This is a genomic window from Janthinobacterium rivuli, from assembly GCF_029690045.1.
Classification (GTDB): Bacteria; Pseudomonadota; Gammaproteobacteria; order Burkholderiales; family Burkholderiaceae_D; genus Janthinobacterium; species Janthinobacterium rivuli.
The window spans coordinates 3,952,316-3,971,372 of the sequence record NZ_CP121464.1; the positions used below are offsets into that span (position 1 = coordinate 3,952,316).

The following is a 19,057-nucleotide window of genomic DNA, read 5'->3' on the forward strand; positions in this document are numbered from 1 at the left end:
AAACTGCCCCGTCTTGCACTTTTCTTGCCGCCGTGAACTCCAATTCACTGACGGCATGAGCGAAGCATATAATATTTTTTAGAAAAAAGCGAACGTTCGCTCTTTTTATGAAACAGCGTTGTTTTTCTCGTCCATCGCGCCGTTCTACAGTGCCAGCGCAGGGGCTGGCAGCGGTATCAGAAAGCGCTGATGCATCAGCGACAGCATCTGTTCGGCGGGCACGGGGCGCGAGATGAAATAGCCCTGCACCTCGTTGCATTGCAGGGCGCGCAGGATGTCGAGCTGCTCGCGCGTCTCCACCCCTTCGGCCACCACGCTCATGCCCAGCGCATGCGCCATCGACAGGATGGCGCGCACGAACACCTCGCCCTGCTCCGAGCGGCCCAGCTCCATGGTGAAGGCGCGGTCGATCTTCAAGCCATCCATGGCGAACTTCTGCAGCTGCGACAGCGACGAGTATCCGGTGCCGAAATCGTCGACCAGCAGGCGCACGCCCAGCGCGCGGATGGCAGACAGCTGCTCCACGGCGCGGTTCTGTTCATCCATCATGGCCGATTCCGTGATTTCCACCTCGATCAGGCGCGCATCGATGCGGTGGCGCGTCAGGGCGGACGCCAGCACCTGGTGCACGTCGCCGCGGCCGAACTGGCGCGCCGACACGTTGATGGACACGGGCACCAGTTCCAGCCCGCTGGCCTGCCAGCGCGCCATCTGCAGGCACACCTTTTCGATGACGACTTCGCCCAGCTGCGAAATCAGGCCGCTGCTCTCGGCCACGGGGATGAATTCCAGCGGCGGCACCATGCCGTGCTGCGGATGTTGCCAGCGCACGAGCGCCTCCATGCTGCACAGCTGCCCGCTCATGGCGTCGACGCGCGGCTGGTAGACGACGAGAAACTGATCCTGCTCCAGCGCCGCCACCAGGCTTTGCTCGAGTTCGCGGCGGTTACGGATGGTTTCGAACAGTTCCGGCTGGAAAAAGCGATGATGGCCCTTGCCCGCCACTTTCACGGCATACATGGCGATGTCGGCGTTCTTCAGCAGCACATCCGTCTCGGCGCCATCGCGCGGATACAGGCTGATGCCGATCGAGGCGCCCATCTTGTGGCGTTCGCTGCCCAGGTAAAACGGTTCGTCGAAGGCGATGGCGATGCGCTGCGCCACCTGCTCGGCGCGGCTGTCGTCTTCCACCGGGTCGAGCACGACGACGAATTCGTCGCCGCCCAGGCGCACCACGTGGTCGCCCGGGCGCAGCACGGCCTTCAGGCGCAGGGACGCGGCGCGCAGCACTTTATCGCCCTCGGCGTGGCCCTGCGTATCGTTGATATCCTTGAAGCCGTCCAGGTCGATGAACAGCAGCGCCAGCATGTGCCGCGCGATGGCGGCGCGGCCCAGGGCGCCGGGCAGGAATTGCTGCAGCCAGTAGCGGTTGGGCAAGCCCGTCAAGCCGTCTTCATTGGCCAGGCGGCGCAAGTCGCGCTCGTGCTCCTTGGCCGTGCTGATGTCTTGCAGGGTGACGGCCAGGCGGTCGCCGCTGCGCACCACGCGCCGGCGTATCCAGCGCAGCTTGAAGGGGTTGCCTTCCGGCAGTTCGATCTCTTCCTCGGAAAAACCGGAGACCATGGCGGCCCGGTAATTATGGATCAGGTCGCGGAAATACGGCTCGTGGGCGCGCGACTGCAGGCGCATGCCCAGCAACTGTTCGCGGCGCACGCCAAAGTAGCCGGCGCCCGGCTCGTTGCAGTCGACCATCTCGAAATCGAGGATGCTGCCATCCGCGCCGCGCAAGGCGGCAATGATATAAAAGCCGTCGCTCGTGCCTTCGGTGGCCATGCGGTAGGCATTGCGCACGCCTTCGGACTGGTGGTGGCGCCACGCCAGGCGCAGCGACAGCACGGTGGCGACGGCGGCAAAGGCCAGCAGCAGCACGGTGACTGCGGAGGCGATGCCGAGATAAATCGTGCGCGTTTCCTCGTAGGGATGCAGCATTTCGCCGTCCGACAGTCCGACCACGGCCGTAAACGGATAGGCTTTCAGCGCCTGCCAGCCCACATAGCGATTTTGCTTGTCAGAAAAAGCGATCCTGCCGCCGGAATGCATGGCGCCGCTCTCCGTTTCCAGAAAGCTGGTATCGAGGAATGGCGTGCCCTGGCCGCGCCGGGTCGGCAGCACGCGCGAGCCCAGGCGCGTGCTGAACAGCTCGCCCTCTTCGCCCACCATGGCCGACATGCCGAACTTGCCAAAACTGACGCTATTGTAGAATTCGGAAAAATAGCTGGAATGAATGGAAATGAGCAGCACGCCGTCGAAATTGCCATCCTCGTCTTCCAGCCGGCGCGTGAAATGCACGAGGCTTGCGTCGGCGTCGGGCGCCGCCGCACTGCCTGCATTGACGGCGCTGGCCCGTCCCAGCGCGATGCGCAGCGCGCTGGAATTGCTGCGCCAGTGGCGCAACAAAAAATCGCTGCGCTCGTTGACGCGCAGGCGCTGCAGCGGCGCCGTGGCCGTCACCGGGTGGCCCTTGCGGTCGAGGATGGCGACGATGGCAAATTGCGGCAAGGCATACATGCCCTGCATCTTCAATTGGTCGAGACGCAAGTGGCCGCGCGAGTTTTCCCACTCATACTTGAGCTGCAAGGTCAGCTGGTCCATCTGCTCCAGGGTGCGCAACAGATACTGGCCATATGCTTTCGACAACGAAGACACGCCGTCGAGCGCCTGCTGCTGCGCCACCTTCTTTTCCGCCTCCAGCTGCAGCAAGGTGGCCGTCCACAGTACCGCGCACAGGACCAGCCCCAGCAAGGGCCAGGCCAGGATCAGGCGCAGGTTGGCTTTGAGAAAATCGGCCCTGCTCATCTCCACCACGGCGGCGTTGTTATTATTTACAAATTGTCGCAAGAACATGGTGCAGCATCTGCCGTTTCTATGTATTTCTTTAAGGACACACAAATTACCACAGAGTCATGTTTGCAGGTAAGACAGCAGCGTAATTATGTGCGTGGGCCGCGGCCCGCCTGTCGCGCCTGCGTTACAATCACCATCCTTACCGTTGGAGAAATACATGCAGCAATATCAAGATTTGATCAAGACCGTGCTCGAAACGGGCAGCTGGCAAGACAACCGCACGGGCATCCGCACCCTGAGCGTGCCGGGCGCCATGATGCGTTTCGACTTGGCCAATGGCAATTTCCCTGCCGTGACGACCAAGAAACTGGCTTTCAAATCCGTGATCGGCGAATTGTGCGCCTTCCTGCGCGCCTCGCGCAACGCGGCCGAGTTCCGCGCGCTGGGCTGTAAAGTCTGGGACCAGAACGCGAATGAAAATGCGCAATGGCTGGCCAACCCCTACCGCGAAGGCGAGGATGACCTGGGCCCCGTCTACGGCGTGCAATGGCGCCAGTGGCCCGCCTATAAACTGCTGGCCGCCGACCAGCCCGCGCAAATTGCCGACGCGCAAGCGAACGGTTTTACCTTGATCGCCCCCATCGTCGAAGACGGCGTGCAAAAAGTGCTGCTGTACAAGGCCGTCGACCAGTTGCGCGAATGCATGGACACCATCATGACGAACCCGGGCAGCCGGCGCATCCTGTTCCACGGCTGGAACCCGGCCGTGCTGGACGCCGTCGCCCTGCCCGCCTGCCACTTGCTGTACCAGTTCATCCCGAACGCCAGCACGCGCGAAATCTCGCTGTGTTTATATGTGCGCAGCAACGATATCGGCTTGGGCACGCCGTTCAACATCGCCGAAGGCGCCGCTCTGCTGCACCTGGTGGCGCGCCTGACGGGCTACACGCCGCGCTGGTTCACCTATTTCATCGGCGACGCGCACATCTATGAGAACCACCTCGACATGGTGGAAGAACAATTGAAGCGCACGCCGTTCCCGGCGCCGCGCTTCGTCATTTCCGACCGCGTGCCCGACTACGCCAAGACGGGCAAGTATGAGCCGGAATGGCTGGAAAAGATCGAGCCATCGGATTTCTCGCTGGAAGGCTATGAACATCACGCGCCCATCAAGGCCGCGATGGCCGTCTGATGGCAGTCACAGCACTCGCCGCCCTGCACCGCAAGCTGTTTGACGAAACGGATGGCAGCAAGTTCGCCCGGCTGAAAGAGCGGCTGATCAAAAAGCATGCCGCGGACGAGCGGCTGGCCGTGCTCGAGATCCTGATGGCGTATGCGCGCGATGGGCAACTGCTGCACTGGCGCAGTTTTTTGATGAGCGATATCGTGCATCTGGTGGAAGGCAGTCAACATGCGGCCTTTTTCACCTGGGCACTGGAGCAGCCCGCACTGGCGTACTGTGCCGTAGATGGCTTGCTGAAAAGTACAGGCGTGGACGCATATGCGCCCCTGGTGGCGCTGGCGGCGTCGAGCGCCACCAGCCTGGAAGTGCGCGCCAAGGCGATCAAGAGCCTGGCCGTGTTCAGCCGCCAGCCGTTTGACCAGGGCTTGCCTGCCGATCCCGGCCACTGGAAGGCAGAGCAGCTGCGACTCAGCGCCGTGCTGGTCTGGCAAGCGGATGGCTACCCGGACGGCGCAGGCTACAAGGCGCCCGCCACGCATTACTCGCTGACCCAGCCGCTGTCGCGCCTGGAAAAGGCAGCCACCTTCCTGGAACGACAACTGGCGCTGCGGCGCCAGCGCGAACAGGACCTGGCGCAACCGTCGAACTGGCTGACGCTCGCCAGCGCCGAGGACATGGCCGCCATCGACGCGCACTGGGTATTGCCGGAGATATACCGCCGCTTCCTGGAATGGTATTCGCCGCTGCGCGTGCATGTCGACGGCAAGCGCTTTCCCCAGGGCCTGCACCTGTACGGCGCGGCCGAGCTGGTGAAGGCCCAGCACGGCTACTCCGTCCATCCCGAGCGCCATCACGCAATCGCGGGCTGGCCGCCGAAGCTGGTGGTGATTGCCGATGCGGGCGGCGACCCGTACTGTGTGCATCTGGAAGAAAGAAGCATCGACGGCGACTTGCCCGTGTACCGCGCCAGCCATGGCACGGGCGAATGGCGCTTTGAACAGCATACGGACGATTTCATCGACTTCCTGCAAGAAATCGCGCTGGCGGTCTAGCCTGCTTCTCCCGGCCCGCCCGGACCGGGGCCGCCTGGTCCGCGTCCGCCCGGCGGACCGAAACGCGGTTCGCGCTCGCCCTCTTTCGCCGCCGACGTGGTGCCGCCCAGGCGGTACGACAGCCCCACATAAATCATCCGTCCATCGAAGCGCCGCGTGCTCGTCTCGCGCAGCGAGGCGCTGTTGATGACGGTTTCCATCTTGTTGCTGCTGAACACATCGGTCACATTCATGACCAGGCTCAGCTGCTGCGTCACCGTGTGGCGCCAGCTGACATTCAGGGTATTGTTCGGCGAGCGGTAGCCCTGCCCCGACAGCATCTTGCCCTGCATTTGCAGGGCAAGCTGCAGCTGGTTGGCGGTGTTGAACTGGTAATTGAGGCGCGCGCGGCCGCTCAGGGCATTGGCCGTGCGCGTGCTGCGGTTGCCCAGGTCGTCCGAGCTCGTTTGCTGGCTGCGCGCCAGGTTGCCGCTCGTGTTCAAGGTCAACGATGGCGTCAGCTTGCCGCTGACGCTGAATTCCAGGCCGCTAGAATGGCTGCCTTCGCCGTTTTCCCGCGTGGTCAAGAGCACATTGTCGCTGATAAAGTAGCGGTAATCGACGATGGCGTCCGTGTCGCGCCGGTGGTAGGCGCGCAAGCTGCTTTCCAGGCCCGCGATTTTCGTTTCATAGCCGATCTCGAACGAATCCGTCTGCGTCGGTTTCAGCTTCGGGTTGCCGGCCGACACATTGAACTCGTCGCGGTAGACCACGTACGGGTTCAGGTCGCCCGCATTCGGGCGGCGGATGCGGTGCGCATAGCTGAAGCGCACATTGCTCTCGTCGCTGACCTTGTAGGTGGCGAACAGGCTGGGGATGTAATTGACGTAGTTGTTGCTGGCCTCGACGCTGCTGGTGATCTGGCGCACGTTCAAGTCCGTGTATTCGGCGCGCAGGCCGGCCAGCGCGCCCCAGCGTTCGCTCAGGCGCATCTGGTAGGAGCCGTACAGCGCGATGGTGCGCTCGTCGAGCTCGAAACGGTTGCTGCGCATGGGGTTGACGGTTTCCGCCAGGCTGGCCGGGTTGATGTCCGTATATAAAGTGTCAAAACTGCTCTTGTTGTCAGCCACCTTGTAGCCCAGCTTGGCCGTGCCGCCCGCCAGCGGACGCTCGTAGTCGCCGCTGAAGTCGACGATGCGGTTGCCCGTCTCGCTATGCTGGCGCGCGCGGCTGTCGAAAGCGTTGACGGGCGTCACCGCGTAGGTATTGGCGTAATCGCTGTCGCTCTCGTTGGTCGACGAGGACACGCGCAAGTCGATTTTGAGGGTTTCGCCTGGCAATTCTCCCTTGTGGTCGTAGCGCGCGCCCCAGCTGTAGTTGCGGCTGTCGCCGTTGCGCACGGTGCTGCGCACATAGTCGCCGATGGTGCTGCCCGTGCTGTCTCCATTGATGTAGCGGTCGAGCGAGCGCTGGTCGTTGCTGCGCCCGTTATATGACACGCTGGCGGCCAGCGTGTCATTGGCGTTCAGATTGTAATTGACGGTGCCGTGCAAGCCCAGCGAGTCATTCAAGCCATTGTTGCTGGATTGCTGGCTGCTGGGGGCGAAAGCGCCCGTGTCGCGTTCCAGGCGTTCGCGGCTGACCTCGCCCACGGAATTGCGGCCGTCATGGCGCACATTGATGCCGCCCTGGTAGCCCCACGGACCTTCGTTGTAGGTGCCGGACACGGCACTGTTGTAGCGCCCCGCGATACCGGCATTCGCGTTGACGGTGGCAAAGCCGCCCGGCTTGCGGTTGCGCCGCATCACCAGGTTCAGGATGGGGCCGCCACCGGCCTCGTTGCCGAACTGGGCGCCGGGATTGTTGATCACTTCCACGGATTCGATATCGTCGGCCGCCATGGCATTCAGGGTGGCGCCGCGCGAATCGCCCTGCAGCATGGCCGACGGCTTGCCATCGATCAATATCTGCACATTGCTGCTGCCGCGCAAGGAGACGGAACCATCGGGATCGACGGCCACCGACGGCACATTGTTCAAGGCATCGGCCGCCGTGCCGTTGCTGCTGCCCACGTCGGACTTGACGTCGTAGACTTGCCGGTCGATACGGCCCGTGGGGCGCTCGGCCGTCACGCTGACGGAAGGCGTAGACTCGGCGGCGGGCGTTTTGGCCGGTGCGGGCTTGACGACGGTGTCGCCGCTGGTAGTCGTGGTTTGGGCCTGGACAGCGGCGCCGGAGACGAGCAGGCTGCCGCCCGCCAGACAGTGAAAGAGGATTTTATGCATTTGCTTAAAAAATAATGGAGACGCTACGGATGAAGCGCTACGCCGCAGCGTGAGGGCACATGTGTGGGCACATTCAAAGCATGCCACGATTGCAAGGAGCAAAGCAAATGCGAACCATTGTTATTTACTTCAATTTACAAATCTCTCGCACTTGTGGTCATACAGCCTCATCCGATGAACTTTGCGCTACCGTTACGCTACCTGAGCAAGCCATTGCCGCGCGCCAATTTCAGCCAGCCCGGATACTCCGTCATCAACAAATCATACAGTTCCGCATCGCTGTGCTCATCGGGCGAGCTGACGGAAAAGTAATTGGCATTGTCGACCAGGCGGCCCTGCAATTCGTCGAGCTTTTCCAGGAAAGGGAAATCGGAATCGGCAAAGGCGGAAAGAAACTTGCTTTTCGACTTGCGTCCCTTGCCGATGCCCATGAATTGCCAGAAGATGGGCTCATTGCTGGCCCAGCGCAATTGTTTCTCCGTCGTCGCCTGATCGCTGGTGCCGCCATCCGTGACGAACATGACGTACACGGGCAACTCGGCCGCGACGGCGCGCGTGCGCTCGCCGCCGGCAGCGTCGGGGAAGTAAAACGCGCGTATCGCCTGCATGGCGGCGCCGTAGCGCGTGTCGCCTTCCAGCGGATGGCGCTGTATCGCCTGGCCCACGTAGGTATTGCAATTGCTCAATGCCATCGGCGCCGGATGGTGGACGTTTTTGCCGAAGAGGAAAACGTCGATCTCGCCATCGTCGTCGAACTTGCAGCCCAGGGCCAGGATGCGTTCGGCAAAGCGCTGCACCAGCCCCTCTTTATACAGCCGCCCCATCGAGCCGGAAATGTCGAGGCACAGACACACCTTGGCGCGGTGGTCCGACAGTCCCACTTTTTGCAGCGACACGCCGGCCTGCTTGACCAGGCTGACCAGTTGCGGCGCTTCCCGTTCGACCCGTTTTTCCAGGTTGATCTTCGCCTGCATGACGGCCGACGCCGCTGACGCGGCGGGAGCGGCAGAGGTGGCAGGAGAGGCCTGGTCGACTTCGCCGCCGAAGTGGCGCACCAGCGCATCGAGTCCCCCATTGAAACCTTGTCCCACGGCCATGCAGCGCCAGCCGCCATCCTTGCGGTAGAGTTCAAGCAGCATGACGGCTTTTTCCTGTGCGAAATCCGAGCCGGCAAACGCAAAGCGTGCCAGCTCGCGTCCTCCCGCCTGCAGCCGCACATGGCCAGCTTGCAGCTGCGACATCACGCCGCCGCCATCGATGGACGCCGTCACGACGAGGCGGTCTATGCTGGCCGGCAAGCGCGCCAGTTGCAAGGCAAACTCGGTCATGTCGCCAGCGCTGCCCGCGCGCGCTTCCACGCCGCCGCACGGCGTGCGCGGCTGGTTGAAAAAGGTCATGTAGCGCTCGTCGGACAGTTTGCCGCTGGCATCGAGGCCGAAGCAGGCCACGTCGAGCGCCAGGCCCTGCGCGGCCACGCCGACCTGCAATACGCCATCGGGAACGAGATTGGCCAGCGGCAAGCGCTGTCCCTTGGACAAGGTTTCCATCAGTGCCTCCTAGGCGATATAGCGGCGTGGATTGTCCGCATTGCAATCATCTTCATCTTCCTTGTCCTCGCCCTTGAAAACGACGGGACCGTTGAAGGCCAGTTGCAGGTTCTCGCCCTGCCAGCTCAGCCATGGCGTCGCTTCGCTGCCCGGCTCCGACGTCTTGCCCGACGGTTCCAGAATGATGCTGTCGGGCGTGATGCGCGCCATGCCGATCACATAGGTGTAGACGGTATCGTCGTCGGCCGCCTTGGACAAGCGAAAATCGAACGCGCACTCGACGATCTGCTCGCCATATTGCATGACCATCTTCGGCCGCATGGACGCGACCGAGACGGCGCCGTTGGCCACCGCCGAATACACGCTGAAGACGAGGCCCACCGTGCCGCCGTAATGCTGCGCCAGCGCGGGATTGACTTCCACCGTTTCCGTAGCCGGCTCCTTGCCGGATGCGCCCGCCACGTCGCCCAGGTGGCGCACGAAGGGCATGGCGCCAAAATTGCCGGGCGTATCGGGCGCCTGGATGAAGCGCATCTGGCCGTTCGGCAAGAGGATGCCGACCCGCAAATCAAGGTCGTCGTTATCGTCGTCGCCATCGCCGTTATCGACCCAGCTGGCCTTGACGGTGAGCTTGCCCGGCGCACCCGCGCCCTTTTCCAGCGACACCTTGTGCGTCTGGCCCGCCTTGGTCAGCGAAATTTTCGACAGGGAAATCTTGGGCGGCGGCGCCGGTTCAGGTTCAGCAACCGCCTGCGCCACTACACCGCCAAAATGGGCGACCAGGGCATCGAGGCCGCCATTGAAACCCTGGCCCACGGCCATGAAGCGCCAGCTCCCATCCTTGCGGTAGAACTCGCCCAGCATGACGGCTTTTTCTTGCGCAAAATCAGCGCCCGCATATGTGTAGCGGGCCAGCTCGCGCCCGCCGTCGAGCAGGCGCAGATGGCCGCTGCCCAGCTGCGCCATGGTGGCGTCGCCATCGATGGCGGCCGTGACGACCAGGCGCTCGATGGACGCCGGCAAACGGTCCAGCTGGTAGCTGAAGCCGGCCGCGTCGCCGGACGGCGCCGCGGTTTCCACGCCGCCACACGGCGTGCGCGGCTGGTTAAAGAAAGTCATGTAGCGGTCGTCGGACAGCTTGCCGGCGGCATCGAGGCCGAAACAGGCAAAATCGAGCGCCACGCCGGCGCTGGCGAGGCCCAGTTGCACGACATTGCCCGTGACGAGGCCGGACAGCGCCAGGCGCTGCCCCTTGATCAGGTTTTCCATGGGACTATTTATTCAGATGTGAGAGCTTCGGACAACGGCTCAGGGCAAGGCGCGTCGTCCGAAGACAGTACGAATGTACATATGCGTTGAAACGCCTGACAAAACCGTAGCGAGCGGCAACGAGTTGTGGCCGAGACGCGGAGCTGTGCTTTAGCACAGTGAGCATCGGAGGCCGCAAATCGCGACGCGCAGTAGGTTTTGACAGGTGTTTTTATGCGTTGATACCAAAAGAGCGGGCCAGAGGGCCCAGGCCGCCTTTGAAACCCTGGCCGATGGCCTTGAATTTCCATTCGCTGCCGGCACGGTAGATTTCACCGAAGATCATGGCCGCTTCCGTCGAGCCGTCTTCCGACAGGTCGTAACGGGCGATTTCCGCGCCGTTGTCGCCGTTCAGGCAGCGGATATAGGCCTTGCCGACCATGCCGAAGTTCTGCTTGCGGTTTTCCGCGTCGTGGATGGTGACGGCCACGGCGATCTTGTCGATATCGGCCGGCACGTTGGCCAGGTCGACGGCAACTTTCTCGTCGTCGCCATCGCCGCCGCCTGTGGTGTTGTCGCCCGCGTGCACGATAGAGCCGTCAGCCGACTTCAGGTTGTTATAAAAAATGAAATCGGCATCGGAACGGGCCTTGCCATCCGTTTTCAGCAGGAAGGCGCTGCCGTCCAGGTCGAATGCGGCGCCATCGGTGGCGCGCGGGTCCCAGCCCAGGCCAATCACGATTTTCTTCAAGCCAGGAGCTTCCTTGCTCAGGTTGACATTGCCGCCTTTTTGCAAACTGATCGCCATGGTGTTTCCTCTTTATTTAATTAATGGGTTGCATTCGGTGTTTCAGGTCACGTCGCCGGCACTCCGGCTTGATGAGCCATGAGCCTACCATAAAGTGACGGCTTGCCAGCCGCGCACTATTGAAAATAATGCCATGAGGAAAATACCGAGCCGCTGCCTCGAGGTGAAAAATGGCGGATAATGCCACTCGACAAAAAATTTCACCCTCCTTGAACCCAGGCTTGTCCTTGAACAATACCAAGTTGAACAATACCAAGACACGGCTCGACTGCATTCCTGGCACCCTGTGCGACGCGCGCCTGTGGTCGCGCCTGGCGCCTGCCCTGGGCGACGCCTTCGATCTGCGGCACGTGCCCCTGCACCAGGCGCGCACGCGCCCCCAGATGCAGCAGATGATCGCCAACCACAGCGCCCAACACGCCCATCTGGTGGGCTTTTCGCTGGGCGCCTACCTGGCGCTCGAACACGCGCTGGCGCACCCGCGGCGCGTGAAATCCCTTACTTTGATCGCCAATTCGGCCCAAGGTTTGCTGCCGGCGGAAGTCAACGCGCGCCAGCGTATCGTCGCCATGCTCGAGCGCAATGCCTATACGGGCATCACGCGCCAGCGCCTGCGCGAACTGCTGCACCCGTCACACCTGGACGATGCCGCCATCACGGGCCTGATCCAGCAGATGGGGCTGGACCTGGGCAAGGACGTGCTGCTGGCGCAATTCATCACCACCATAGCCCGCCCCGACTTGATGGCGCGCTTGCCGGAACTCGATTTCCCCGTGCTGATCGTGGGCGCCGAAGACGACAAGCTCGTCCGTCCCGACGATCTGCGCGCCATGGCGGAGCGCCTGCCGCAAGCCACATTGCACATCCTGAAAGACGATACCGGCCACATGATTCCCTTGGAAGCACCGGGGCAACTGGCCGACGCCATGCGTGCGCATCTGGAGGCCGCCGGCAATTTCAACGATAATGACGGGCATCGGGCTACGCCCCCACCTTTTTCACAGAACCAATGAGCCATTTGACCATCATCGTCGCCACCGACCAGCAAGGCGGCATCGGCATCGACAACACCCTGCCGTGGAAATTGCCGGAAGACCTCGCGCATTTCAAGCGTCTGACGACGGGCCACCCCATCCTCATGGGCCGCAAGACCTTCGATTCCATCGGCCGCCCACTGCCGAACCGCCGCAACATCGTCATTACGCGCAATCCGGACTGGCGCCACGAGGGCGTGGAAGCGGTGTCGTCGGTGGAAGCGGCCATCGCCCTGCTGGACGGCGACCAAGGCTATGTCATCGGCGGCGCGGAGATCTACAAGCAGGCATTGCCCCTGACACAGCGTTTGATCATCACGGAAATCGGCCAGACCTTTGACTGCGACGCCTTTTTCCCTGCCGTGGACCATGCCGTGTGGCAAGAAACCTCGTACGAGGCGCACGTGTCGGAGAAATCCGGCCTGCCTTACGCCTTTGTCACGCTGGAACGCAAAGCCTGATAAGGTTGAAAGTGATTAGCAGAATGTTGCTGTAATACCCCTGTCACACCCATGCGTCACGCTAGCGCAAGCTTGTGACGCTGCAGGGTGATATTTTTTTCCCGCAGAGGCCGCATTTCTGCGAGAATCCCGTTCTTATTTTTTTTCTGCGGCTGCCCGGTTGCGTTACCGCCTGGCTGTCGCGCCCTAGTCCGCCCCTCCACATAAGTCAGGGGCGGCTTGCTTTTTTGGAGACATGCATGAAATTTCGTTTCCCTATCGTCATCATTGACGAGGATTTCCGTTCTGAAAATACGTCCGGCCTGGGCATTCGCGCCCTTGCCGCCGCAATGGAAAAAGAAGGCATGGAAGTGCTGGGCGTGACCAGCTACGGCGATTTGTCGCAATTTGCCCAGCAACAATCGCGCGCGTCAGCCTTCGTGCTGTCGATCGACGATGAAGAATTCGGCGGCGGTTCCATCGAGGAAACCGACCACGCCTTGAAGTCGCTGCGCGCCTTTGTCGAGGAAATCCGCTACAAGAACGCCGACATCCCTATTTATCTGTACGGCGAAACGCGCACCTCGCGCCATATTCCGAACGATATCCTGCGCGAACTGCATGGCTTCATCCACATGTTCGAAGATACGCCGGAATTCGTCGCGCGCCACATCATCCGCGAAGCGAAATCGTATCTGGACGGCCTGTCGCCGCCATTTTTCCGCGCGCTGGTGCACTACGCCAACGACGGTTCCTACTCGTGGCATTGCCCTGGCCACTCGGGCGGCGTGGCCTTCCTGAAGTCGCCGATCGGCCAGATGTTCCACCAGTTCTTCGGGGAAAACATGCTGCGCGCCGACGTCTGCAACGCCGTCGAGGAACTGGGCCAGCTGCTCGACCATACGGGTCCGGTCGCCGCGTCCGAGCGCAATGCGGCGCGCATTTTCAATGCCGATCATTGCTATTTCGTTACCAACGGCACCTCGACCTCGAACAAGATGGTGTGGCACTCGACCGTGGCGCCAGGCGACATCGTCGTCGTCGACCGCAATTGCCACAAGTCGATCTTGCATTCGATCATCATGTGCGGCGCCATTCCCGTGTTCCTGATGCCGACGCGCAATCACCTGGGCATCATCGGCCCCATTCCGCTGCATGAATTCACGCCGGAAAGCATTGCCCGCAAGATCGAGGCAAATCCGTTCGCGCGCGAAGCGAAGAACAAGAAGCCGCGCATCCTGACCATCACGCAATCGACCTACGATGGCGTGATCTACAACGTGGAAACCCTGCGCGAGATGTTGGATGGCAAGATCGACACCCTGCACTTCGATGAAGCGTGGCTGCCGCATGCCACCTTCCACGATTTCTACAAGAATATGCACGCCATCGGCAAGGACCGTCCGCGCGCCAAGGAATCGATGATTTTCTCGACCCAGTCCACGCACAAATTGCTGGCCGGCCTGTCGCAGGCCTCGCAAATCCTCGTGCGCGAATCGGACACGGTCAAGCTGGACCAGGACGCCTTCAACGAGGCTTACCTGATGCACACGTCGACGTCGCCGCAGTACTCCATCATCGCCTCGTGCGACGTGGCCGCGGCCATGATGGAAGCGCCGGGCGGCACGGCCCTGGTGGAAGAATCGATCATGGAGGCGCTCGATTTCCGCCGTGCCATGAAGAAGATCGACCAGGAATGGGGTCAGGACTGGTGGTTCCAGGTGTGGGGTCCGGCCACCTTCAACGACGAAGGCATGGGCCAGCAGGAAGACTGGATGATACGCGCCGAGGATGACTGGCACGGCTTCGGCGATCTGGCGCCCGGATTCAACATGCTCGACCCGATCAAGGCGACCATCGTCAACCCGGGCCTGTCGCTGGACGGCCAGTTCGGCGAGACGGGCATTCCCGCGTCCATCGTCACCAAATACCTGGCCGAGCACGGCGTCATCATTGAAAAATGCGGCCTGTACTCGTTCTTCATCATGTTTACCATCGGCATCACCAAGGGCCGCTGGAATACCCTGCTGACTGCCTTGCAGCAGTTCAAGGACGACTACGACAAGAACCAGCCGATGTGGCGCATCCTGCCGGAATTTGCAGCGGCCAACCCACGCTATGAAAAAATGGGCTTGCGCGACCTGTGCCAGCAGATCCACGATTTCTACAAGGCCTACGATGTGGCACGTCTGACGACGGAAATGTATCTGTCCGACATGATCCCGGCCATGAAGCCATCGGACGCCTTCGCCAAGATGGCGCACCGCGAAATCGAGCGCGTGGCCATCGACGAACTGGAAGGCCGCATCACGTCCATCCTGCTGACGCCGTATCCACCGGGCATCCCGCTCTTGATCCCGGGCGAACGCTTCAACAAGACCATCGTCGACTACCTGCGCTTCGCGCGCGACTTCAACGAGCGTTTCCCCGGCTTCGAGACGGATGTGCACGGTCTGGTGAAACGCGAAGTCGATGGCAAACGCGGATATTTTGTTGATTGCGTGAAATTGGACGAGAACGTCTAAAAACATCGACGTTCGTTGAACTTCATTAATAGCGCCGCCTGATGCAAATCAGGCGGCGTTTTTCATTGCGGGCTACCGCGCACGCTTGCGCCAGATCAAACGGCTGGGGTGTCGGGCTTCTAAGATGGGCCACTCGTGCCCTCGTGATGGCTGGCATATGGCGCTCAAGGTCTGGCTGGAAATTATGCAGCAGGCGGCGGCTGGCAGCGGCGCCTTGCTGATGACGGCCTTGAAGCAGGCTCAGGTAACTGTAGCCCGGCGGCACGATGGCGGCGAGGACGCTGCGGGCATCGTGCTGTTTGCCGAGGCCGATAGCGCGCTGCTGCAAGCGCTGCCGGTGCTGTGCGGCCATGCGCGCGTGCTGGCCATTGCCGCCTGCGGCCATCCCCCGAGCTGCGCGCAGCAGCGCGCCCTGATGGCCGCGGGCGCCCTCGATGTGCTGCTGTGGCCTGGCGGCGTCATCGATACGGGCCAGGTGCTGGCGCGCCTGCAGCGCTGGCAAGCCGTGGCGCAGTTGCTGGCGTCCGGCGCCGTGCGCCAGCAGCTGGTGGGCGACAGCGCGGCCTGGACCGCCTTGCTGCACCAGGTGGTGGAAATGGCCGCCTTCAGCCAGGCACCGATGCTGATCACGGGCGAGACGGGCACGGGCAAGGATTTACTGGCGCAACTGGTTCACCGTCTCGGCAACTGCAGGGGCGACTTCATCATTCTCGACTGCACCACCCTGTCACCGGAACTGGCCGGCAGCGAACTGTTCGGCCACGAACGGGGCGCCTTTACGGGCGCGGCGGCGGCGCGCGACGGCGCGTTTGCCCTGGCCGACGGCGGCGTGCTGTTCCTCGACGAAGTGGGCGAACTGCAACTGCCCCTGCAGGCGCAGCTGCTGCGCGCCATCCAGGAGCGCAAATACAAGCGCGTGGGCGGCAATACCTGGCAACCGACGCAATTTCGGCTCGTCTGCGCCACCAACCGCGAACTGGAAGACGAGGTGGCGCGCGGCGCCTTCCGTGCCGACCTGTATTACCGCATCGCCGGCTGGCGCTGCCAGACGCCACCCCTGCGCGAGCGCCAGGACGACATCCTGCCGCTGGCCCGGCATTTCCTCGCCGAACTGGCGCAACGGCCGCCGCCCGCGCTGGACGCCGCCGTGAGGGAATACCTGCTGCTGCGCGACTATCCGGGCAATGTGCGCGAACTGCGCCAGACCGTCACGCGCATCTGGCACCGCCATTGCGGCCCCGGCCCCATCACCATCGGCGCCCTGCCGCCCGAAGAACGGCTGCTGGCGCCGCCCTGGCCCGACCAGCACTTCGAGGCGGCCGTGCGGCGGGCCCTGGCGCAGGGCTGCAAGCTGTCGCACATCACGCGCTGCGCCACCGACGTGGCCATCCGCCTCGTGCTGGCCGAGGAAGGCGGCAACAACCAGCGCGCCGCCGCCCGCCTGGGCGTGAGCGACCGCGCGCTGCAGATACGCCGCAAGGCGGCCAGCTGCGCAGCGCAGCTGGCACCGCCTGATGTTGTGCCGCCATAAGACCGGCAACAGCCAGACGGCTATAGTCGGCCCATGTCCAGCCCAGCCTGCCATCGCCTGTCCATCTGTTTCGACCTGTCGCGCCCCGGCGCGGCGCCGCAACTGCGCGCCATGGAAGGCTTGCGCGGCCTGGCCGTGCTGCTGGTGTTTCTCGTCCACTATGTCAGCCTGGAAGCGCCGTGGCGCGGCGATGGCGGCGCCGTCACGCCGCTGGCGACGGCCCTGCACAGCATGGGTAATGCGGGGGTCGACCTGTTTTTTGTGCTCAGCGGCTATCTGATCTATGGCTCGCTGATGTCCCGCCAACAAGCGCTGCTGCCCTACCTGCGCCGCCGCGCGCGCCGCATCTATCCCGTCTACAGCTGTGTCTTCGTCCTGTACCTGCTGCTGTCGTGGGCCCTGCCGTCGGAAAGCAGGATACCGGCGGCATGGCCGCAGGCAGTCGCTTACCTGACCAGCAATTTCCTGTTGCTCAGCGGCTTCACGGCGGCGCCACCGTTCATCAGCGTGGCCTGGTCGCTCAGCTACGAAATGCTGTATTACCTGCTGATCCCCCTGCTCATCCTGGTCTTCGATTTGCGCCGGCGCAGCCGCAGCTGGCGCGGCGGCTTCTTCGCCGTGCTGACCTTGCTGGCAGGCGGCCTCTTCGCCATCTTCGGCGGACCCGCCCGTTTGCTGCTGTTTATCGCCGGCATCCTTGTCCATGAAGCGCTGGCAGCACCCGCCTGGCGCGCGCCGCCACCCGCACTGGCCGCCTGCGCCGTGCCGTGCGCGCTGGGTTGTTTGTTGCTGCCGCTGGCACTGCTGTTGAAACTGGCATTGCTGGCGTGTGCCTTTTTCCTGCTTTGCCTGTGCTGCTTCCAGGCGCGCGCCAACTGGCTGGCGCGCCTGTTTTGCTGGACGCCCTTGCGCTGGCTCGGCAATATCAGCTACTCCTACTATCTGATCCACGGCCTGGCGCTGAAAGGCGCCTTCCTGGCGCTGGCGCTGCTCCATCCGCCGCAAGCGCATGGCCTGGCCTTCTTTTTGCTGCTGATGCCGCTGATGCTGGCCTTCAGCCTGCCACCGGCAATGACACTATTCCTGCTCGTCGAGCGGCCGTTGTCATTGTCGCCATCGCAGGCGTCCGTGCCTGCGATGGCGACTGCGCCTGCTGCGGTGTCTAGCCCTGCCTTGCCAGCCGCAGGAAATTCTCCCCCAGGATGAGCGCGGCATCGGCTGGCGGCAAGCCCAGCAGTTCAATCTTGTGCAATTCCAGCCCCGGATGCAGCCAGGGGCCGTCCGAACCGAACAATACCTTGTGCGGCCCCGCGCGGCGCACGGCCTGTTGCAGCAAGTCGAAGCGGCGCACGCCCGGGCTGTCCGTATGGATGTTACGGTGGCGCACCAGATGGTCGATCAGCGCCAGCTGTGCAGCCCAGTCGTCGCCAAAGCTGCCCAGGTGCGGCAGGATGAAGTTAACGTCGGGATACTGCTGCGCCAGCAATTCCGCCACGGCCACCTCACCGGCCGGGTCGTACAGCACGGGCAAGCCGAAGAAGCGCGCCGTCTCGCACACTTCGCCGCTGATGCGCGCATCAAGCCGGTGCGCCTTGATGCCGACAAAGCCGTAGCGCTCGACGGCCGTGCGCACCAGGTCCATGATGCGGCCCCGGTCGCGCCGCGCATGCACGAAGGCAAAGCCGTAAAAACGCTGCGGATCGGACGCGACCAGGCGCGCCACGCCATGGTTGGCGATGGCGTAGTCGGAGTGGAAGGCGGCGAACAGCACGCTGCGGGCGATGCCGGCCGTCTGGGCGCGGCGCAGGTAGGCCTGCAGCGGCGCATCGCTGTCCCACGGCCCGCTCAAGCCGTCGCCCTGTCCCGCATGGCAGTGGCAATCGATGATCATCGTGCCACGCTATTGCCAGTCGCCCATGACGACGATGCGGTTGCCGCGTCGGCGCCAGCGTCCGCTTTCATCTTCCTGCTGCGGCGCAGGCGAGCGGAAGTGCGGCAATTGCTGGTGCAGGGCCCGCGTCAGCGCGCTTTCCACGGCGCGCGCGCTGCCGTCGCCGTCGGCCGCCAGGCGCGCCGCCTGCCCCGCGATACGCACGAAGCGGCGCGCCAGTTCCAGTTCGCGGTCGGCCGGTGCTGCGCTCTCCATTTCGAGTTCCAGCGCATTGCTGGCCGCGCGCCCCAGGGCCGACCCGAGCGCCGTGCCCACGCCCGGTATCGGTATCATCGAGCCGAGGGCGCCGCCGACAAAGGGCAAGGCCGTCTTGGCCACGGCCTTCAAGGCGCCGCCCAAAGGCTTGGCCACCTTGGCAATGGTCGCGCCCACCTTCTTGACGCCCTTCCACACGCTTTTGAAGACATTGCCGAGAAACTGTTCCAGTTCCTCTTCGCTGGCCACTTCCAGCAACTCCATAGCCAGCTGCAATTCTTCCTCTTCGCTCAAGACAGCCGGTGCGCGGCCCTTGCCGGGCCAGTCCCGGCCGAACTCCAGCACTTCAAACGCAGCGCCGGCCCGCTGCCGGCATTGCGCGCATGCGCATTCGAGTTGGTGCATGACGGTCTCCTTCGCAGTCATCAAGTGCTG

General features: G+C 63.1%; 14 protein-coding genes. 7 read left to right on the forward strand and 7 right to left on the reverse strand.

The annotated features are described in order from the left end of the window. Positions 1 to 144: 144 nt before the first annotated feature. Positions 145 to 2,904: a bifunctional diguanylate cyclase/phosphodiesterase gene (locus P9875_RS17990; RefSeq protein WP_278316149.1), complete on the reverse strand. Its 2,760-nt coding sequence runs from the start codon at positions 2,902 to 2,904 to the stop codon at positions 145 to 147. A gap of 157 nt (positions 2,905 to 3,061) precedes the next feature. Here P9875_RS17990 and P9875_RS17995 point away from each other — a divergent pair, with 157 nt between their 5' ends. Then, positions 3,062 to 4,036: a thymidylate synthase gene (locus P9875_RS17995; protein ID WP_278316150.1), complete on the forward strand. Its 975-nt coding sequence runs from the start codon at positions 3,062 to 3,064 to the stop codon at positions 4,034 to 4,036. Continuing rightward, positions 4,036 to 5,079: an SMI1/KNR4 family protein gene (locus P9875_RS18000; RefSeq protein ID WP_278316151.1), complete on the forward strand. Its 1,044-nt coding sequence runs from the start codon at positions 4,036 to 4,038 to the stop codon at positions 5,077 to 5,079. Before P9875_RS17995 ends, P9875_RS18000 begins: the two co-directional genes overlap by 1 nt. Here P9875_RS18000 and P9875_RS18005 read toward each other — a convergent pair. The 4 genes from P9875_RS18005 to P9875_RS18020 form a co-directional block, all read right to left on the reverse strand. Next, on the reverse strand, positions 5,076 to 7,343 hold the full coding sequence (locus P9875_RS18005; protein ID WP_278316152.1) for a TonB-dependent receptor domain-containing protein: 2,268 nt from the start codon (positions 7,341 to 7,343) through the stop codon (positions 5,076 to 5,078). The genes P9875_RS18000 and P9875_RS18005 overlap by 4 nt on opposite strands. A gap of 197 nt (positions 7,344 to 7,540) precedes the next feature. Beyond that, positions 7,541 to 8,890: a VWA domain-containing protein gene (locus P9875_RS18010; RefSeq protein ID WP_278316153.1), complete on the reverse strand. Its 1,350-nt coding sequence runs from the start codon at positions 8,888 to 8,890 to the stop codon at positions 7,541 to 7,543. A 9-nt stretch (positions 8,891 to 8,899) separates the two neighbouring features. Continuing rightward, on the reverse strand, positions 8,900 to 10,159 hold the full coding sequence (locus P9875_RS18015; protein ID WP_278316154.1) for a TerD family protein: 1,260 nt from the start codon (positions 10,157 to 10,159) through the stop codon (positions 8,900 to 8,902). A gap of 211 nt (positions 10,160 to 10,370) precedes the next feature. Beyond that, a complete protein-coding gene (locus P9875_RS18020; protein WP_034784423.1) occupies positions 10,371 to 10,946 on the reverse strand; it encodes a TerD family protein in 576 nt (191 codons plus the stop codon). A gap of 227 nt (positions 10,947 to 11,173) precedes the next feature. Here P9875_RS18020 and P9875_RS18025 point away from each other — a divergent pair, with 227 nt between their 5' ends. The 5 genes from P9875_RS18025 (at position 11,174) to P9875_RS18045 (ending at position 17,682) form a co-directional block, all read left to right on the forward strand. Further along, positions 11,174 to 11,959: an alpha/beta fold hydrolase gene (locus P9875_RS18025; protein WP_278316155.1), complete on the forward strand. Its 786-nt coding sequence runs from the start codon at positions 11,174 to 11,176 to the stop codon at positions 11,957 to 11,959. Next, a complete protein-coding gene (locus P9875_RS18030) occupies positions 11,956 to 12,441 on the forward strand; it encodes a dihydrofolate reductase (protein ID WP_099403174.1) in 486 nt (161 codons plus the stop codon). Before P9875_RS18025 ends, P9875_RS18030 begins: the two co-directional genes overlap by 4 nt. A 239-nt stretch (positions 12,442 to 12,680) precedes the next feature. Beyond that, on the forward strand, positions 12,681 to 14,945 hold the full coding sequence (locus tag P9875_RS18035; protein ID WP_225241590.1) for an arginine/lysine/ornithine decarboxylase: 2,265 nt from the start codon (positions 12,681 to 12,683) through the stop codon (positions 14,943 to 14,945). 157 nt (positions 14,946 to 15,102) lie between these two features. Beyond that, positions 15,103 to 16,476 carry a sigma-54-dependent transcriptional regulator gene (locus tag P9875_RS18040; protein ID WP_278316156.1) on the forward strand — a complete coding sequence of 458 codons (1,374 nt, stop codon included), beginning with the start codon at positions 15,103 to 15,105 and terminating at the stop codon, positions 16,474 to 16,476. 33 nt (positions 16,477 to 16,509) lie between these two features. Next, the gene (locus tag P9875_RS18045; RefSeq protein ID WP_278316157.1) at positions 16,510 to 17,682 is read left to right on the forward strand and encodes an acyltransferase family protein; all 1,173 of its coding nucleotides are present in this window, start codon (positions 16,510 to 16,512) and stop codon (positions 17,680 to 17,682) included. Here P9875_RS18045 and P9875_RS18050 read toward each other — a convergent pair. Together P9875_RS18050 and P9875_RS18055 are read right to left on the reverse strand one after the other, a co-directional pair. Further along, on the reverse strand, positions 17,639 to 18,367 hold the full coding sequence (locus tag P9875_RS18050) for an amidohydrolase family protein (RefSeq protein WP_278316158.1): 729 nt from the start codon (positions 18,365 to 18,367) through the stop codon (positions 17,639 to 17,641). The two genes, P9875_RS18045 and P9875_RS18050, sit on opposite strands and share 44 nt — an antisense overlap. A gap of 9 nt (positions 18,368 to 18,376) precedes the next feature. After that, entirely contained in the window at positions 18,377 to 19,027 is a 651-nt protein-coding gene (locus P9875_RS18055) for a hypothetical protein (RefSeq protein ID WP_051958660.1), read from the reverse strand. Positions 19,028 to 19,057: the final 30 nt, after the last annotated feature.

Excerpts from the sequence above, each read along its gene's own strand:
- P9875_RS17995 (WP_278316150.1), top strand. The coding sequence starts at position 3,062 with ATGCAGCAATATCAAGATTTGATCAAGACCGTGCTCGAAACGGGCAGC.
- P9875_RS18000 (WP_278316151.1), top strand. The coding sequence starts at position 4,036 with ATGGCAGTCACAGCACTCGCCGCCCTGCACCGCAAGCTGTTTGACGAA.
- P9875_RS18035 (WP_225241590.1), top strand. The coding sequence starts at position 12,681 with ATGAAATTTCGTTTCCCTATCGTCATCATTGACGAGGATTTCCGTTCT.
- P9875_RS18020 (WP_034784423.1), bottom strand. The coding sequence starts at position 10,946 with ATGGCGATCAGTTTGCAAAAAGGCGGCAATGTCAACCTGAGCAAGGAA.
- P9875_RS18055 (WP_051958660.1), bottom strand. The coding sequence starts at position 19,027 with ATGCACCAACTCGAATGCGCATGCGCGCAATGCCGGCAGCGGGCCGGC.
- P9875_RS18050 (WP_278316158.1), bottom strand. The coding sequence starts at position 18,367 with ATGATCATCGATTGCCACTGCCATGCGGGACAGGGCGACGGCTTGAGC.
- P9875_RS18010 (WP_278316153.1), bottom strand. The coding sequence starts at position 8,890 with ATGGAAACCTTGTCCAAGGGACAGCGCTTGCCGCTGGCCAATCTCGTT.
- P9875_RS18005 (WP_278316152.1), bottom strand. The coding sequence starts at position 7,343 with ATGCATAAAATCCTCTTTCACTGTCTGGCGGGCGGCAGCCTGCTCGTC.
- P9875_RS18045 (WP_278316157.1), top strand. The coding sequence starts at position 16,510 with ATGTCCAGCCCAGCCTGCCATCGCCTGTCCATCTGTTTCGACCTGTCG.
- P9875_RS17990 (WP_278316149.1), bottom strand. The coding sequence starts at position 2,904 with ATGTTCTTGCGACAATTTGTAAATAATAACAACGCCGCCGTGGTGGAG.
- P9875_RS18040 (WP_278316156.1), top strand. The coding sequence starts at position 15,103 with ATGGCGCTCAAGGTCTGGCTGGAAATTATGCAGCAGGCGGCGGCTGGC.
- P9875_RS18030 (WP_099403174.1), top strand. The coding sequence starts at position 11,956 with ATGAGCCATTTGACCATCATCGTCGCCACCGACCAGCAAGGCGGCATC.
- P9875_RS18015 (WP_278316154.1), bottom strand. The coding sequence starts at position 10,159 with ATGGAAAACCTGATCAAGGGGCAGCGCCTGGCGCTGTCCGGCCTCGTC.